The following is a 16,622-nucleotide window of genomic DNA, read 5'->3' as shown; positions in this document are numbered from 1 at the left end:
TGTAACTCATGTTAAAATTAAACTTACAATTCTTCGCATCGAAAAAAGGGGTAGGTTCTACACGTAACGGTCGTGACTCTGAATCAAAACGTTTAGGTGCTAAACGTGCTGACGGTCAATTCGTAACTGGTGGTTCAATTTTATACCGTCAACGCGGTACTAAAATTTTCGCTGGTGAAAACGTAGGTCGTGGTGGAGATGATACGCTTTACGCTAAAATCGACGGCGTTGTTAAATTCGAACGTTTCGGACGCGACAAAAAGAAAGTATCAGTATACGCTGAAGCGAAATAATGTGAATTACGGGACTTGGGACAATTGTCTCAAGTCTTTTTTTTCGTACATTATGAGGACATCGTCAGAATCTATCGTTGATTTTGTGCATTGTCCTTTTTTTAACGAAGACAATGTTGTTCGTCTGACGTATACAAAGTGTTATTCCATGTTATACTATTGTAGGGGTGTAGATGATGGACAGCACAAATATTTATTATAAGATTAAACATGATTTTGCGAACCAATTGCAGTTGATAGATATATATACGCGTCTTGATAAACATGAAGCGCGTGATCGTTTAATCCAATCACTCGTTTCAGCTTTTAAAGCCGAACAGCAGTTTTTAAAGTTACCATTAGCGCAGACGATAGAAGTATATATTACGCATCGTGTTTCATTCGAGCTATTGGATTATGACTTTGAAATCGATATGCTGTCCAGTGCAATTGGTTCGTATGATAAGCACGTTGCCGAAATATTCAGTCGAGTGTTTGAAGATATCAAATCGCGTATCGAGACGAAAAGTCTGTTGACGATTAGTATGTTTGAATCAAATAGTAGTTTTGAATTATTATTTGTATTAACTGGCGATATTATCAATCAATCAGCATCTGAAAATGTTACAGAAATGAGCGAATCATTAATAGAATACAAATATGAAATTAAAAGAGGTGTCTAAATGTTTATAGATCAGGTCAAAATTAATTTAAAAGCAGGAGATGGTGGTAACGGTATCGTTGCATATCGCCGAGAGAAATATGTTCCACTAGGAGGACCAGCTGGTGGTGATGGAGGGAAAGGAGCTTCAATCGTTTTCCAGGTAGACGAGGGACTTAGAACGTTACTAGACTTCAGATTTCAACGTATGTTTAAAGCAGAGAAAGGTGAGAACGGACAAACAAGTAACATGCACGGAAGAGGTGCTAAAGATTTAATTCTTAAAGTTCCACCTGGCACAGTAATTAAAAATGCTGAAACAGGAGAAATTATTGCGGATTTAGTAACACATGAACAAAGCGCTGTCGTTGCACGTGGTGGTCGCGGTGGTCGAGGAAACTCACGCTTTGCATCAGCTAGTAACCCGGCACCAGATTTTTGCGAGAACGGTGAACCAGGTGAAGAAATTGAAGTTTCACTAGAATTAAAACTATTAGCAGACGTAGGGCTTGTAGGTTACCCAAGTGTTGGTAAATCAACGTTATTATCTATCGTTTCAAAAGCGAAGCCGAAAATCGGTGCATATCATTTTACGACGATTAAACCAAATCTCGGTGTTGTTCAGACGAAAGATAACCGCAGTTTTGTAATGGCCGATTTACCGGGATTAATTGAAGGTGCGTCAGAAGGTGTAGGACTTGGACATCAATTTTTAAAACATGTTGAGCGTACACGCGTTATTATTCATATGATTGATATGGGTCGAACAGATGGACGTGATCCATACGAGGACTATACGACAATCAACAAAGAACTGAAACAATATAATGAAAAACTTGCACGACGTCCTCAAATTATTGTTGCGAATAAGATGGATATGCCAAATGCTGAAGAGTATTTACAGGAATTTAAATCTAAATTAGAAGAAGATGTTGAAATTATAGAACTAAGTGCCGCAACATATCAGAATATCGACACATTACTGTATAAAACTGCAGATTTATTAGATGAAACGAAAGACGTTGACTATGATCTTGATGAAGAAGCTGGTGCTGTACACCGTGTTATGTACAAACATGAAAAATCAGTTGACCACTTTGAGATTACACGTGATGATGATGGCGCTTATGTCGTGAGTGGAAACTCTATTGAGCGTTTATTCAAGATGACAGACTTTACACGTGATGCATCTGTTAGACGATTTGCACGCCAAATGCGTACGATGGGTATTGATGATGCTTTACGTGAACGAGGTGCTAAAAACGGTGATATAGTAAGAATTCTACGTGGGGAATTTGAATTTATTGAATAGAAGGTGTAGTGAATGACAACACAGAAGAAATTTTATTTAATACGTGAAGATGTTTTACCGGAATCTGTACAGAAAACGTTACGTATAAAAGATGCACTGGACAAAAATCCGAAACTGTCAATATTTGATGCAGTAAAACAATTTGATTTATCAAGAAGTGCTTACTACAAATATAAGGATACAATTTTTCCGGTGGACGATACGACACGTGAGAAAAACATTACGATAATGATGCAGGTCGATGATAAAGTTGGATTACTAAGTAAAATACTTTCATTTATCGCACTGCATAATGGGTCTGTATTAACAATACACCAGACGATTCCAATTAAAGAAAAAACAACGATTACAATTTCTCTCAATGCGACAGCGGTGAATATGACAATTAATGAATTTATTGATGCGATTGCAGCAATAGAATATGTAAACGATGTAAAACTGCTGGGCATGAGTTTGTAGGAGGTTCTATGTACGCTTATTTAAAGGGTAATATAACAAAAGTATTACCGACGCATTTAGTAATTGAAGTCGGTGGCATCGGATATGAATGTTTAACGCCGAATCCTTATCGTTTTAATCATATGTTAAACGCATCTGTTACGTTACAGACACAACTCGTCGTAAGAGAAGATGCGCAACTGCTATATGGTTTTAAAGATGAAGAAGAGAAAGCGATGTTTAATTCATTGAACAAAGTTACGGGTATCGGTCCGAAGTCTGCACTTGCGATTTTAGCGACGAGTACACCACAGGAAATTATTAAGGCGATTGAATCAGAGAATGAAAGCTATTTAATTAAGTTTCCGGGTATCGGGAAGAAAACTGCGAGGCAAATTATATTAGACTTAAAAGGTAAGCTTGTCATTACCGATGAAACGGATGTGTTTGATCACGTTTCAAACGACTTACTGGACGAAGCTGTTCTCGTATTTGAAGCTTTAGGATATTCAAAACGAGAAATCACTAAAATTGAAAAACAACTGAAAGGTAAAAATTTCAGTACAGTCGACGAATATGTAAAACTAGGGTTACAAATGCTTGTTTCATAAAAAGGATGTGTTTTTTTGGATGATAGAATCGTTGATATAAACGCAATCAACAATATAGAAATTGAAGATGAATTATCTTTACGTCCAGAGCGACTGTCACAATATATTGGACAACATAAAATTAAAGAAAATTTAGATGTATTTATACAGGCTGCAAAGTTACGTAACGAATCGCTGGACCATGTGTTATTATATGGACCACCTGGTCTTGGGAAGACGACATTGGCAAATATTATCGCACATGAAATGGACGTTAATATTCGAATTACATCAGGGCCTTCTATTGAAAGACCAGGTGACTTGGCGGCGATATTATCAAGTTTAAATGCTGGTGACGTTTTATTTATTGATGAGATACACCGATTATCCCGAGTTGTTGAAGAAGTGCTGTATCCTGCCATGGAAGATTTCTGCTTAGATATCGTTGTTGGTAAAGGTGAGGAAGCGAGAAGTATTCGTATCGATTTACCGCCATTTACGCTAGTAGGTGCTACGACAAGAGCAGGGAGTTTATCTGCGCCTTTAAGAGATCGTTTCGGTGTGCATTTAAGACTGGATTATTATGAAATTAATGACTTGTCACATATCGTTAAGCGTACTGCGGATGTATTTGATGTTGTGATCGATGCTCAGTCAGTACATGAAATTGCACTAAGAAGTCGAGGAACACCTCGTATTGCAAATCGTTTATTAAGACGTGTCCGTGACTTTGCACAAGTAAAAAATGATGGACATATCGATATTGCAACAACAACTCACGCACTCGACTTATTGCAAGTTGATCAATATGGGCTGGATCATATCGACCATAAAATATTAAATGCCATTATTGAACGTTATAACGGAGGACCTGTAGGTTTAGAGACAATTGCAGTGTCTATCGGTGAAGAACGTATAACGTTAGAAGATGTTTATGAACCTTATTTAATTCAAAAAGGATTGCTTGAGCGTACTGCGCGAGGCCGTGTCGCAACAGTGCGTGCATATGAACATCTCAATGTGCCATATGATAACGAAAAGAGGAAATAATTTTGGATGTAAATGAATTTGACTTTAACTTACCTGAGGCTTTAATCGCACAAACGCCGCTTAAAGATAGAACTGCAAGCAGGCTGCTAACACTGAATAAACAAACAGGTGAAATAGGGCATACAACGTTTAAATCAATTATTGATTATTTGAACGAAGGAGATACGTTAGTATTAAACGATACGAAAGTAATGCCGGCGCGTTTATTTGGAGTAAAGGAAGACACGGGTGCTAAAATTGAAATGCTTATGTTAACAGAGCATGATAATGGATGGGAAGTACTCATTAAACCGGCAAAACGCGTCACAATTGGTACACGCGTAACTTTTGGAGAAGGTAAAATTATCGCAACATGTGTCGCGGAACTGTCGCAAGGTGGCCGTATTATGAAGTTATCGTATGACGGTATATTACAGGAACGTCTAGATGAACTCGGTTTAATGCCACTCCCCCCATATATTAAGGAAACACTCGATGATCAAAGCCGTTATCAGACTGTTTATGCACGTGCTACTGGTAGTGCTGCAGCACCGACAGCTGGATTGCATTTTACAGAAGCATTGCTTGATGCGATAAAAGCAAAGGGCATAAATATTGCATATATAACATTGCATGTTGGCTTAGGGACATTCAGACCTGTAAGTGTAGATGATGTAGAAAGTCATAAGATGCATAGTGAATATTATGAAATGACAGAGGCAACTGCAAATTTACTGAACGAAACACGTTCAAATGGTAATAGAATTATTACTGTTGGTACAACATCGACGAGAACGTTAGAAACAATTGCAGATGAGACAGGTCACTTTAAAGCACAAAGTGGATGGACGGATATTTTCATTTATCCTGGTTATCAATTTAAAGCCATTGATGCGATGATTACGAATTTCCATTTACCGAAATCGACATTAGTGATGCTCGTATCAAGTCTTGCAACGAAAGCATATATAATGAAAGCATACAATGAAGCGGTTGAAAGAGAATATCGATTCTTCAGCTTCGGTGATGCGATGTTTATTTATTAAAGGAGAGAATTATGAACGCTGTAACATATGAACATATAAAAACTTGTAAACAATCAGGCGCAAGGCTCGGTATTGTGCATACACCTCACGGTTCATTTGAAACGCCGATGTTTATGCCGGTAGGTACACAGGCAACGGTTAAGACGATGAGTCCGGAAGAACTAAAAGCAATGAACGCTAAAATTATTTTAAGTAATACATATCATTTATGGTTACGTCCCGGTAGCGATATTATTCGTGAAGCAGGAGGATTGCATAAATTTATGAACTGGGATGGGCCGATATTAACAGATAGCGGTGGTTTCCAAGTATTCAGCTTAAGTGACATGCGTAAAATTGAAGAAGAAGGCGTACATTTCAGGCATCATTTAAATGGCTCAAAACTATTCTTAAGTCCTGAAAAAGCTATGCATATTCAAAATGATCTTGGTTCTGATATTATGATGGCATTTGATGAATGTCCACCAATGCCTGCAACATACGAATACGTAAAAGCGAGTATCGAAAGAACGTCTCGCTGGGCAGAACGTTGTTTAAAAGCGCATCAGCGTCCACAGGATCAGGCATTATTTGGAATCATACAAGGTGGAGAATATGAAGATTTAAGAACACAATCTGCAAAGGATTTAATTTCAATGGACTTCCCTGGATATGCCATAGGAGGACTATCAGTTGGAGAGCCTAAGCCAATTATGTATCGTATGTTAGAACATACGACACCATTAATGCCATTTAACAAGCCGAGATATTTAATGGGTGTCGGTTCACCTGATGCTTTAATTGAAGGTGCGATAAGAGGCATCGATATGTTCGACTGTGTATTACCGACACGTATTGCACGTAACGGAACATGTATGACATCTAAAGGACGTGTCGTCGTGAAAAATGCGAAGTACGAACGCGACTTTACACCACTTGATGAGAAGTGTGACTGCTATACTTGTAAAAACTATACGAAAGCGTATTTACGTCACTTAATTAAAGCAGACGAAACGTTTGGTATCAGGCTTACTACAATTCATAACCTGCATTTCTTACTGAATTTAATGGAGCAAGTACGTGAAGCCATTCGTAATGACAGATTATTAGATTTTAAAGAAGAATTTTTTGAAGAATACGGATTAAATGTAGAAAATCCGAAAAACTTTTAGGAGGCAATTCAATGAGTACAGAAACACAAGCATTACTATTAAATTTATTACCACTTGTAGCGATTTTCGCTGTCGCTTACTTTTTTATGATTAAGCCGCAGCAAAAACGTGCGAAAGAACAGCAGAACTTACTTAAAAACTTAAAGCGAGGCGATAAAATTGTTACAATTGGTGGATTACACGGTACTGTAAAAACTGTCGATAACAAAGTTGTTACGATTATCGTTAACAATAAAGGTACAGAAATGACATTTGAGAAACAGGCAATTAAAGGTTTAAGCTAGAATTATTTTTGATTCGGACAACAATTAGATGTATACTTTTTACATCAAAGTGAATATCGAGGTGAAAGTGTGAAGAAACGAAGCAGAGTTGTCGCGCTATTACTGCTGACAATATTATTATTCAGTAGCATGGGCGTAACGGCAAAGGATATTATGAATAAAGTCAATCTTGGATTGGACTTGCAAGGTGGATTTGAAGTACTTTATAAAGTTGAAAAGCTTGAAAAAGACGATAAAATTACACCGGAAATTGTTAAAGCAACAAGTAAGACGTTAGAATCACGTGTGAACGTTCTCGGAGTAAGTGAACCGAAGATACAAATCGAGAATAAAGATAGAATTCGTGTTCAGCTTGCAGGTGTTAAAAATCAGAATGAAGCACGAAAAATATTATCGACAAGCGCAAACTTATCGATTCGTGACGCGGATGATAAACTATTACTCAGCGGTAAAGATTTAGTTCAAGGTGGCGCAAAACAAAGCTTTGATCAGACGAGTAACGCACCAGTAGTTACGTTAAAATTAAAGTCTGCAGAAAAGTTTGCAAATATTACAAAGAAAATTTCTAAACAAGATCCAAACATAATGGTAATCTGGATGGATTTTGAAGAAGGTAAAGACAGCTACAAAAAAGAAGCACAAAAAGAAAAAGAAGGTAAACAACCGAAATATGTAAGTGCGGCTGGAGTATCTCAGGAAATTAATTCCCAGAACGTTGAAATTTCAGGTGGATTTAACGGTGAAGACGGTTTAATTCGTGCAAAACAAATCGCGGATTTATTAAACTCAGGATCACTTCCGGTTAAACTTACAGAAGTATATTCAACATCAGTAGGAGCACAGTTCGGACAGGATGCACTGAATGATACAGTGTTTGCATCTGCTATCGGTGTTGGATTAATCTTCTTATTTATGATGTTCTATTACCGATTACCTGGTATTATTGCGGTTATTTCATTATCAGCATATATTTGGTTAACAATGATTGCCTTCAATATGATTTCAGGTGTATTAACACTTCCTGGTATCGCCGCGCTTGTATTAGGTGTCGGTATGGCGGTAGATGCAAACATCATTATGTATGAGCGTATTAAAGATGAAATACGCATCGGAAGAAGCATTAAACAGGCGTTTAAGAAAGGGTCTAGTTCTTCATTCTTAACAATTTTAGATGCGAACTTAACGACAGTTCTTGCTGCACTTGTCCTATTCTTCCTTGGTACAAGTAGCGTTAAAGGTTTCGCTACTATGCTCTTACTCGGTATTATTATGATTTTTGTTACGCAAGTATTCTTATCACGTTTCTTACTTCGTCTTGCAGTAAATTCAGGGATGTTTGATAAGAAGTTCTCATTCTTTGGTGTTAATCGTAAACATCGTCATGATCTTGCAGAAGGATTAGACGTACAGGATTTAAAGTCAGCATGGGAACATATTAATTTTGTAAAATTAGCAAAACCATTACTTGGATTATCACTTGCTTCAATTATTATTGGTGGCATTATCGTTCTGATGACGGGATTAAACTTAGGTATCGACTTTAAGAGTGGTTCGCGAGTGGACGTTAAAAGTGAACAAGCGTTAAAAGTAGATGATTTAAAGAAAGAACTTGAGACTTTAAAAATTCCGAGTGAAAATGTTATCGTTAACGGTGAAAATCCGAAGATGGCATCAGTACAATATAAGGATCCATTAACGAAAGAACAAATTAATGATTTAAAATCATCATTTACGAAAAAGTATGGACATGAGCCGAACGTCAATACAGTATCAAGTGAAATCGGAAAAGAACTTGCGAAAAATGCAATTAAATCTGTCATTATCGCATCGATTGGTATCATTATTTATGTTACATTCCGATTTGAATGGCGTATGGGATTAACATCTGTATTATCATTACTTCATGATGCATTTTTAATTATCGCGTTCTTCAGTATATTCAGGCTTGAAGTCGATGTAACGTTTATCGCTGCTGTACTTACAATTATCGGTTACTCAATTAACGATACAATCGTTACGTTTGACCGTGTGCGTGAGAACTTGCATAAAATAAAAGTTATTACAACACCTGAACAGATCGATCATATTGTTAACAGCTCGATTCGACAAACGATGACGCGTTCAATTAATACAGTATTAACAGTAATTATCGTCGTTATTGCGTTAATGTTACTTGGTGCATCAAGCATCTTCAACTTCTCTGTAGCACTTCTTGTCGGCTTAATTTCTGGTGTATTCAGCTCAATCTTTATTGCTGTACCACTTTGGGGTATTTTAAAGAAACGCCAGCTGAAAAAAGCAAATGGTAAACTTGTAGTATATGAAGAGAAGAAACCGAATGAAGAGAAGATATACGTATAATCATCTCTAAAAAAGACACAGACTTTGTTCTGTGTCTTTTTTTGTATGAAAATTTAATTACCATTATATTCAGTTTTCAATTTTTGTGTAAAAAATGATAGAATAAATATAATATGCAAAGGGGGATAAACGTGAAAATAACTAAGGTGACGGGGTATCAAATCGAATTACCATTGAAAGAACCATTCGTAATTAATTATGCAACTTATCCGAATATGCCGGCATTTATCTTAAAGATTGAAACGGATGAAGGAATAACAGGTTTTGGGGAAGCAGTACCTGATGAACATGTGAATGGGGAACATGTAAATGGATTGTACGAAACGATGGAACATTTAATTGCGCCAGCGTTAATAACTAAAAATCCGCTTAATATTAATGTAATATTAGAAGAAATCGATCAGCTGATTATTAATAATCCGTCTTTAAAAGCGGCAGTAGATATCGCGTTACACGATATTTTAGGGAAAAAAGCAAACTTGCCACTCTATGAATTGCTCGGTGGGAAAACTAAAGACAAGTTATCTTATGCGAAAGTATTAAGTGTAAAACCGTTCGAACAGTTAAAAGCAGATATTGATTTACTGTTATCTGAAGGTTATAAAGTAATTAAAGTGAAACTTGGTGGAGAGGTTACGAGCGACTGTACAAAGTTAAAACAAATACTGGATTATGTTGATTCATCGATAGAAATTCGTGTTGATTGTAATCAGGCCTGGACATCACCGAAACGAATCGCACAAATGGTAAATTCGCTAAAGTATCCAAACTTAATGTGGATTGAACAGCCATTAAAGTATGATGATTTAAAGGGTATGGATTATTTGTATGACAATATGAATGTACCGCTTATGTTCGATGAAAGTATATTAAACGTAAAGCAACTTGCACAATTAAACATCCGTACTGACCTCATCAATGTAAAGCTGATGAAATGCGGGGGAATTAAAGGTGCACTTGATATTATTAAATATGCGGAAGCACATCATATACCATGTCAGATTGGTTCGATGGTCGAGTCATCAATCGGCAGTGCTGCAGGGTATCATGTTGCAATGAGTCAGCGTAACGTACAAACGACAGAACTGACAGGACCATTATTATTTAAGAAAGATATTGGAAATTTAACGTATGAAGTACCTTACGTATATTTAAGTGAATTACCAGGACTTGGCATAGAAATTAATGAGCAGAATTTAAAGGATATAACGATACGACAATTTAAAGTGAGTGGACAAAATGAATAGTATTGCATTTAAAAATGAAATTAATGACATTAACACAGAATTAAACACAATCGCAGAAGTTAGCTGGAAAGAACAGAATACGACTGAATATTTAAGTACTTATTTAAAAGATTTTCCAATTAAGAGATTCAATAAAACAGGCTTTATGTTGCAAATTAACGGCGAATCAGAGTCAGCGATCGCCTTTCGGACAGATATAGATGCATTACCATATCGTCTTAACGATCAGCTTAAAGTGCTGCATGCATGTGGGCATGATGTACATATGACAATTCTGACAGGTTTAATATTAAAGTTAAACGCTTTAAACTATAAACCGAAACATACATTGAAATTTATTTTTCAGCCTGCAGAAGAGTTAGGAGAAGGTGCGAAATATATCGTAGAAGAAGAGCAGTATGTATTTAATAATGTCGATTACTTATTTGGAATGCATGTCAGACCATCAAATGAACTGAAAAAAGGTCAGTTTTCTGCAAGTATTCAGCACGGAGCAAGTGGGACGATTTATATGGATGTAATTACGAAAGCAGGACATGCAGGTCGCCCGTGGGAATCGATTAACAGCATCGATGTTGTAATGGATATATACGAACAAATTAAGCGCATTAATATGGGAAGCAACCGTAATTATTCTATAAAAATGACGAAAATTAACACGATGAACGGCCAGGATAATTCAATTCCAGGACATGTTCGCGTGACGTTTGATATTCGTGCTAACTTTAATGATACGATGGATGAGCTTATCGCGGCATTTAATAAGATGATAGAGGATAGCAGAGTTCAGTATATTGACGAAGATGTAACGATTCAGACAGAAATTGATGGTTATACCGTTGCTGCAGAAATCGATATGGATGCGAAAGAAAAATTGAAAAGTGCGATTGTGAAACAAGGATTTGAATGTGTAGATACAATTTATACTCCAGGTGCAGAAGACTTTCATAACTATACGTATGCTATGCCGAATATCAAGTCGACAATGCTCGGAATTGGGTGTAATATGGAGCATGGATTGCATCATCCTGAAATGAATCTGGATAAGACCGTGATCTTTGATGCAATTGAAATTTTTTATGAACTGTTACAAGAAATAGATAAATAAATGAAAAGGCATTAATATAGGGGGATTGTCGTGGATAAAACTGTATGGACAGTCAAGCAACCTGTAGATACAATTCCTGCAGCGTTAGTTAAGAAATATAATATAACAGATATTAATAAGAAAATTCTGGAATCACGCAATATCTTTTCAGACGAAGCTTTACACGATATTTTTATCGCGGATGACATACATGATCCATTTTTAATGTTCCAGATGGATAAAGCTGTGGAACGCATTAAAAGTGCCATTAATAATAATGAAATGATTCTCGTATATGGAGATTACGATGCAGATGGCGTGACGAGTGTTACAGTACTCATTGACTGCCTGAAATCAATCGGTGCGAATGTCGGATGGTACATTCCGAATCGATTTACAGAAGGTTACGGTCCAAATGAAGCTGCATTCCGTGAAGCGCATGAAGCTGGTGTTTCATTAATTATTACAGTCGATAACGGAATACAGGGACATCATGAAATTAATGTTGCAAATGAACTAGGAATGGATGTTATTATAACGGATCATCACGAAATTGGTCACACATTACCAGAGGCATATGCAATTTTGCATCCGATGCATCCTGAAGGCAATTATCCTTTTCATCATTTAGCAGGTGTCGGCGTCAGTTACAAACTTGGCTGTGCGCTAACCGGTACACAAAATGAGCATATACTTGGATTTGTTGCAATTGGAACGATAAGCGATCTTGTATCGTTAACGGGTGAAAACCGTGTGCTTGTGAAACGTGGTCTTAAAGCGCTAAATGCGCATACGCCACCCGGTTTAAAAGCATTATTAGATCAAGCATCGTTCAAAGGAGAAATTAATGAGGAAACGGTAGGTTTTATTATCGGTCCGAGACTTAACGCAGTCGGCAGGCTTGATGATGCGAGATTAGCTTGTGAACTTTTACAAATTGATAATGAAGATGAAGCGATATGGATGAGTGAACAAGTAAATCAATTTAATACTGAGCGAAAAGAGATTGTATCAGCAATTACCGAACAGGCCATTATTGACGTTGAAGAAAAAATTGCGAATGGCAATCGTTTTATCGTCGTTGCGAAAGAAGGATGGAATGAAGGTGTGCTCGGTATTGTCGCAAGCAGAATTACAGAACAATACCATCTGCCGGCTATCGTTTTGAACATCGATTATGATAATGACTATGCGAAAGGATCTGCAAGAAGTATCCCTCAAGTATCTATGTATGATAGTCTCGATCATTCACGAAATCTCATTTCCAAGTTTGGTGGCCATCATATGGCAGCAGGGATGACGTTACCAATTGAAAACATAGAACAGCTTGAAAAGGAACTAAATGATTATTTAGATATGCAATTTGAAGGAGAAATTATTCAGGAAATCGACATTGATGCAGCGATAGAAATGGCTGATATAACAGTGAAGAATATTAATGACCTTGATAAATTAAGACCGTTCGGTACAGACTTCAGTGCACCGTTATTATCACTCATGAATGCTGAAATTACGGATATTAAACAAATTGGTCAAAATCAGGCACATTTGAAGATGACCGTGCATCACACACTCAATGCATTAATGTGGAATGAAGGTTCCAGAATGAATGCACTTCCTGCTGGCAGTTACGTCAATCTTGCCGGAACATTACAATTGAATGAATGGAATGGAAATTTACAACCGCAAATGATTGTACAGCATATTAAAGTCGAAGATATGCAGATGATTGACTTTAGAAATGTACATCCAAATACTTATAAGTTTTTAAAAGATGAACATGCTGCCTTTATTATTCATCCCGGTAAAAGTAAGTTAAACGAACATTATTATTACTACGGTGAGTCTGTGATAGGTTATGATAAAGTAATCTTCAGGGATTTACCACAAGATGAAAGTGAATTTTTAACAACATATAATAGTCTCGATGCGACATTTATATACTTTATCTTCCATACACAAAAGCAGCTGTATTTTGAAGGGATGCCAACATCTGAAAAGTTTAAACAACTATATAAATGCATCATGATTAAACCACATATTGATTTACAAAAAGACGGTGGTTATTTACTTCAGGCGATTAAAGTTTCACCGGACACGCTATTATTTATGTTTGATGTTTATGCAGAACTCGGACTTGTCGTAAAAGATGGGCATCATATTAAAAAACAGGAAGTTAATAAAAAGGTTGATTTATTGAGTGCAAGTACTTATCAATCACGATTAAATCAGTTAAAATTAGAAAGTAAGCTATTGTTTTCATCATTTGATGAATTAAAACAATTTATCTTAACGAATAACGAATAGTTCCCAGGAGGCACATAATGGATTTAAAACAATATATTACAGAAGTAAAAGACTGGCCTAAAGCAGGAGTAAATTTCAAAGACATAACAACAATTATGGACAACGGCGCTGCATATAAATATGCAACTGATCAAATTGTTGAATATGCAAAGGAAAAGCAGGTGGATATCGTTGTAGGTCCTGAAGCACGTGGATTTATTATCGGATGTCCAGTTGCATATGCAATGAATATTGGATTTGCTCCGGTAAGAAAAAAGGGTAAGTTACCGCGAGAAGTTATTACTTACGAATATGACCTTGAATATGGCAGCAATGTTTTAACAATGCATAAAGATGCAATTAAACCGGGTCAGCGTGTTTTAATAACAGATGATTTACTTGCAACTGGAGGTACAATTGAAGCGACAATTAAGCTTGTTGAGTCTCTTGGTGGTATTGTTGCAGGTATCGCATTCATTATCGACTTAAAATATTTAAACGGTATGGAGAAACTTAAAGGGTACGATGTGATTTCTTTAGTTGCATATGAAGCAGAATAATGGATTAAAAAAGGATAAGTATAACACTTATTCTTTTTTAATTGATTTATTTTATACATAAATTATAGTATTATTAATACATTATAGCTTAGGAGGTGATAGGATGAATAACGAATATCCATATACTAAAGATGATGTGCTTGCAATGACGAGAAGTTACTTATCAGATAAAGACTATCAGTTTGTCGTTAAAAGTTATGAACTTGCTGAAAAAGCTCACGAAGGACAATTCCGTAAAAATGGACTGCCATATATCATGCATCCTATACAGGTTGCGGGTATACTTGCAGAAATGAAATTAGACGGTCCGACAATCGTTGCAGGATTTTTGCATGATGTAGTAGAGGACACGCCATATACATTTGAAGATTTAAAGGATATGTTCAATAAAGAAGTCGCATACATTGTAGATGGTGTGACCAAGCTTGAAAAGGTTAAGTATCGCTCAAAAGCTGAACAGCAGGCAGAGAATCATAGAAAGTTATTTATCGCTATCGCAAAAGATGTACGTGTTATTCTTGTTAAACTTGCAGACAGATTACATAATATGCGTACTTTAAAGGCGATGCCTCATGAAAAACAAGTGCGTATCGCGAAAGAAACACTTGAAATATATTCCCCTCTTGCACACCGCCTCGGTATTAATACAATTAAATGGGAGCTTGAAGATATTTCACTCAGATATTTAGATAGTATTCAATACTTCAGAATTGTTCACTTGATGAAAAAGAAAAGAAGCGAACGTGAATCATATATTGAGAATGCAATCGAGAATATTCATAAAGAAATGCAGATTACAGGGATTGACGGTGAAATCACAGGTCGCCCAAAACATATTTACAGCATTTATCGAAAAATGATCAAACAAAAGAAACAGTTCGATCAAATTTTTGATTTACTAGCAATTCGTGTCATCGTAAATAGCATTAAAGATTGCTATGCAGTGCTTGGTTTAGTACATACATTATGGAAACCGATGCCTGGACGATTTAAAGATTATATTGCGATGCCTAAACCGAATATGTACCAATCATTACATACGACTGTCGTAGGTCCAAATGGCGATCCACTAGAAATTCAAATCCGCACGTATGAAATGCATGAAATTGCTGAACATGGGGTTGCTGCACACTGGGCATATAAGGAAGGGAAAACACTCGTCAATCCGGATGAAGCGAAAAGTTTATCAAAGATGAGCTGGATGCAGGAAATCGAAGAAGCAGATTCTACATCTCCGGATGCAGAAGCATTTATGGAATCACTGAAGTATGATTTACAAAGCGATAAAGTTTATGTATTTACACCAGCTTCAGATGTTGTCGAGTTACCGATCGGTGCAGTTCCGATTGACTTTGCATATGCTGTACATAGTGAAGTTGGAAATAAGATGATTGGTGCGAAAGTTAATGGTAAGATTGTTCCGATTGATTACGAGCTTTCTACTGGCGATATTATCGAAATCAGAACGTCTAAACATTCGTACGGTCCAAGCCGTGACTGGCTGAAGATTGTTAAAAGTGCAAGCGCAAAAAGTAAAATTAAGAGTTTCTTCAAAAAGCAGGACCGTTCAAGCAACGTTGAAAAAGGTCGCTTTATGATAGAAGCAGAAATTAAAGAAAATGGCTATCGCGTAGAAGATATATTAACGGAAGAAAATATCGGTGCTGTCGTAGAAAAGTACAACTTCCAAAGTGTCGAAGACGTATATGCATCGATTGGTTTCGGTGGTTTAACGGCGTCAGCAGTCTTTAATAAATTGTCAGAGAAACTGCGTGTTAAAGAAAAAGAATTAAAACTGAATCAAGTTCAGGAAGTTAATAAGCAGCTAAGTGTGAAAAGTAATATTCAGACAGAATCCGGCGTATATGTTGAAGGCATGGATAATATGCTGATAAAACTTTCTAAATGCTGTAATCCGATTCCTGGTGATGACATTATTGGATATATTACGAAGGGCCACGGTGTTAAAGTACATCGTACAGAGTGCCCGAATGTTGTAAACGAAACAGAACGCCTGATAGATGTTGAATGGGTCGTCGCTTCATCAGAAAATAAAACATATCAAGTTGATCTGGAAATTACTGCTTATGACCGACTTGGTCTGATTAACGAAGTTTTACAGGCCGTAAATGCTACGAAAGTGACGTTAATCCAGGTTTCAGGTAAAGCAGATATCGATAAGAATGCGAAAATTAATATTAGTATAATGGTTCGTAATGTGTCTGAACTCATGAAAGTTGTGGAAAAAATTAAGCAGCTGGGCGACATATATACAGTTACAAGAACTTTAAACTGAGG

Annotated in this window: 15 protein-coding genes; all 15 read left to right on the top strand. The window is 36.6% G+C overall.

The genetic code is table 11. The annotated features are described in order from the left end of the window. Positions 1-8: 8 nt before the first annotated feature. Positions 9-293, top strand: coding sequence for a 50S ribosomal protein L27 (gene rpmA, locus LAU42_RS06910; RefSeq protein ID WP_041636048.1), 285 nt, complete (start codon positions 9-11; stop codon positions 291-293). A 173-nt stretch (positions 294-466) separates the two neighbouring features. After that, the gene (locus LAU42_RS06905; protein ID WP_224182898.1) at positions 467-955 is read left to right on the top strand and encodes a Spo0B domain-containing protein; all 489 of its coding nucleotides are present in this window, start codon (positions 467-469) and stop codon (positions 953-955) included. Continuing rightward, entirely contained in the window at positions 956-2,245 is a 1,290-nt protein-coding gene (gene obgE / locus LAU42_RS06900; RefSeq protein WP_224182897.1) for a GTPase ObgE, read from the top strand. Between the two features lie 12 nt (positions 2,246-2,257). Beyond that, the gene (locus LAU42_RS06895; RefSeq protein ID WP_224182896.1) at positions 2,258-2,704 is read left to right on the top strand and encodes an ACT domain-containing protein; all 447 of its coding nucleotides are present in this window, start codon (positions 2,258-2,260) and stop codon (positions 2,702-2,704) included. 8 nt (positions 2,705-2,712) lie between these two features. Then, entirely contained in the window at positions 2,713-3,294 is a 582-nt protein-coding gene (gene ruvA / locus LAU42_RS06890; RefSeq protein ID WP_224182895.1) for a Holliday junction branch migration protein RuvA, read from the top strand. A gap of 15 nt (positions 3,295-3,309) precedes the next feature. Further along, a complete protein-coding gene (gene ruvB, locus LAU42_RS06885) occupies positions 3,310-4,323 on the top strand; it encodes a Holliday junction branch migration DNA helicase RuvB (protein WP_224182894.1) in 1,014 nt (337 codons plus the stop codon). A gap of 2 nt (positions 4,324-4,325) precedes the next feature. Next, positions 4,326-5,348 (top strand): tRNA preQ1(34) S-adenosylmethionine ribosyltransferase-isomerase QueA, encoded by a 1,023-nt coding sequence (gene queA, locus LAU42_RS06880; RefSeq protein ID WP_224182893.1) that lies wholly within the window; start codon positions 4,326-4,328, stop codon positions 5,346-5,348. Between the two features lie 11 nt (positions 5,349-5,359). Next, positions 5,360-6,499 carry a tRNA guanosine(34) transglycosylase Tgt gene (gene tgt, locus LAU42_RS06875; RefSeq protein ID WP_224182892.1) on the top strand — a complete coding sequence of 380 codons (1,140 nt, stop codon included), beginning with the start codon at positions 5,360-5,362 and terminating at the stop codon, positions 6,497-6,499. Between the two features lie 11 nt (positions 6,500-6,510). Next, positions 6,511-6,783: a preprotein translocase subunit YajC gene (yajC, locus tag LAU42_RS06870; protein WP_224182891.1), complete on the top strand. Its 273-nt coding sequence runs from the start codon at positions 6,511-6,513 to the stop codon at positions 6,781-6,783. Between the two features lie 69 nt (positions 6,784-6,852). Next, a complete protein-coding gene (secDF, locus tag LAU42_RS06865) occupies positions 6,853-9,144 on the top strand; it encodes a protein translocase subunit SecDF (protein WP_224182890.1) in 2,292 nt (763 codons plus the stop codon). A 131-nt stretch (positions 9,145-9,275) separates the two neighbouring features. Further along, entirely contained in the window at positions 9,276-10,391 is a 1,116-nt protein-coding gene (locus LAU42_RS06860) for a mandelate racemase/muconate lactonizing enzyme family protein (RefSeq protein WP_224182889.1), read from the top strand. After that, the gene (locus LAU42_RS06855) at positions 10,384-11,499 is read left to right on the top strand and encodes an amidohydrolase (RefSeq protein ID WP_224182888.1); all 1,116 of its coding nucleotides are present in this window, start codon (positions 10,384-10,386) and stop codon (positions 11,497-11,499) included. Before LAU42_RS06860 ends, LAU42_RS06855 begins: the two co-directional genes overlap by 8 nt. 30 nt (positions 11,500-11,529) lie before the next feature. Next, positions 11,530-13,785 (top strand): single-stranded-DNA-specific exonuclease RecJ, encoded by a 2,256-nt coding sequence (recJ, locus tag LAU42_RS06850; protein ID WP_224182887.1) that lies wholly within the window; start codon positions 11,530-11,532, stop codon positions 13,783-13,785. Between the two features lie 17 nt (positions 13,786-13,802). Then, positions 13,803-14,324, top strand: coding sequence for an adenine phosphoribosyltransferase (locus LAU42_RS06845; RefSeq protein ID WP_224182886.1), 522 nt, complete (start codon positions 13,803-13,805; stop codon positions 14,322-14,324). 103 nt (positions 14,325-14,427) lie between these two features. After that, on the top strand, positions 14,428-16,620 hold the full coding sequence (locus LAU42_RS06840; protein ID WP_224182885.1) for a RelA/SpoT family protein: 2,193 nt from the start codon (positions 14,428-14,430) through the stop codon (positions 16,618-16,620). Positions 16,621-16,622 lie beyond the last annotated feature (2 nt).

Origin of the sequence: Macrococcus armenti (genome assembly GCF_020097135.1) — a bacterium.
GTDB lineage: Bacteria > Bacillota > Bacilli > Staphylococcales > Staphylococcaceae > Macrococcoides > Macrococcoides armenti.
The sequence above is the reverse complement of the archived record's forward strand: the minus strand, read 5'-3'. Positions and strand labels throughout refer to the sequence as shown.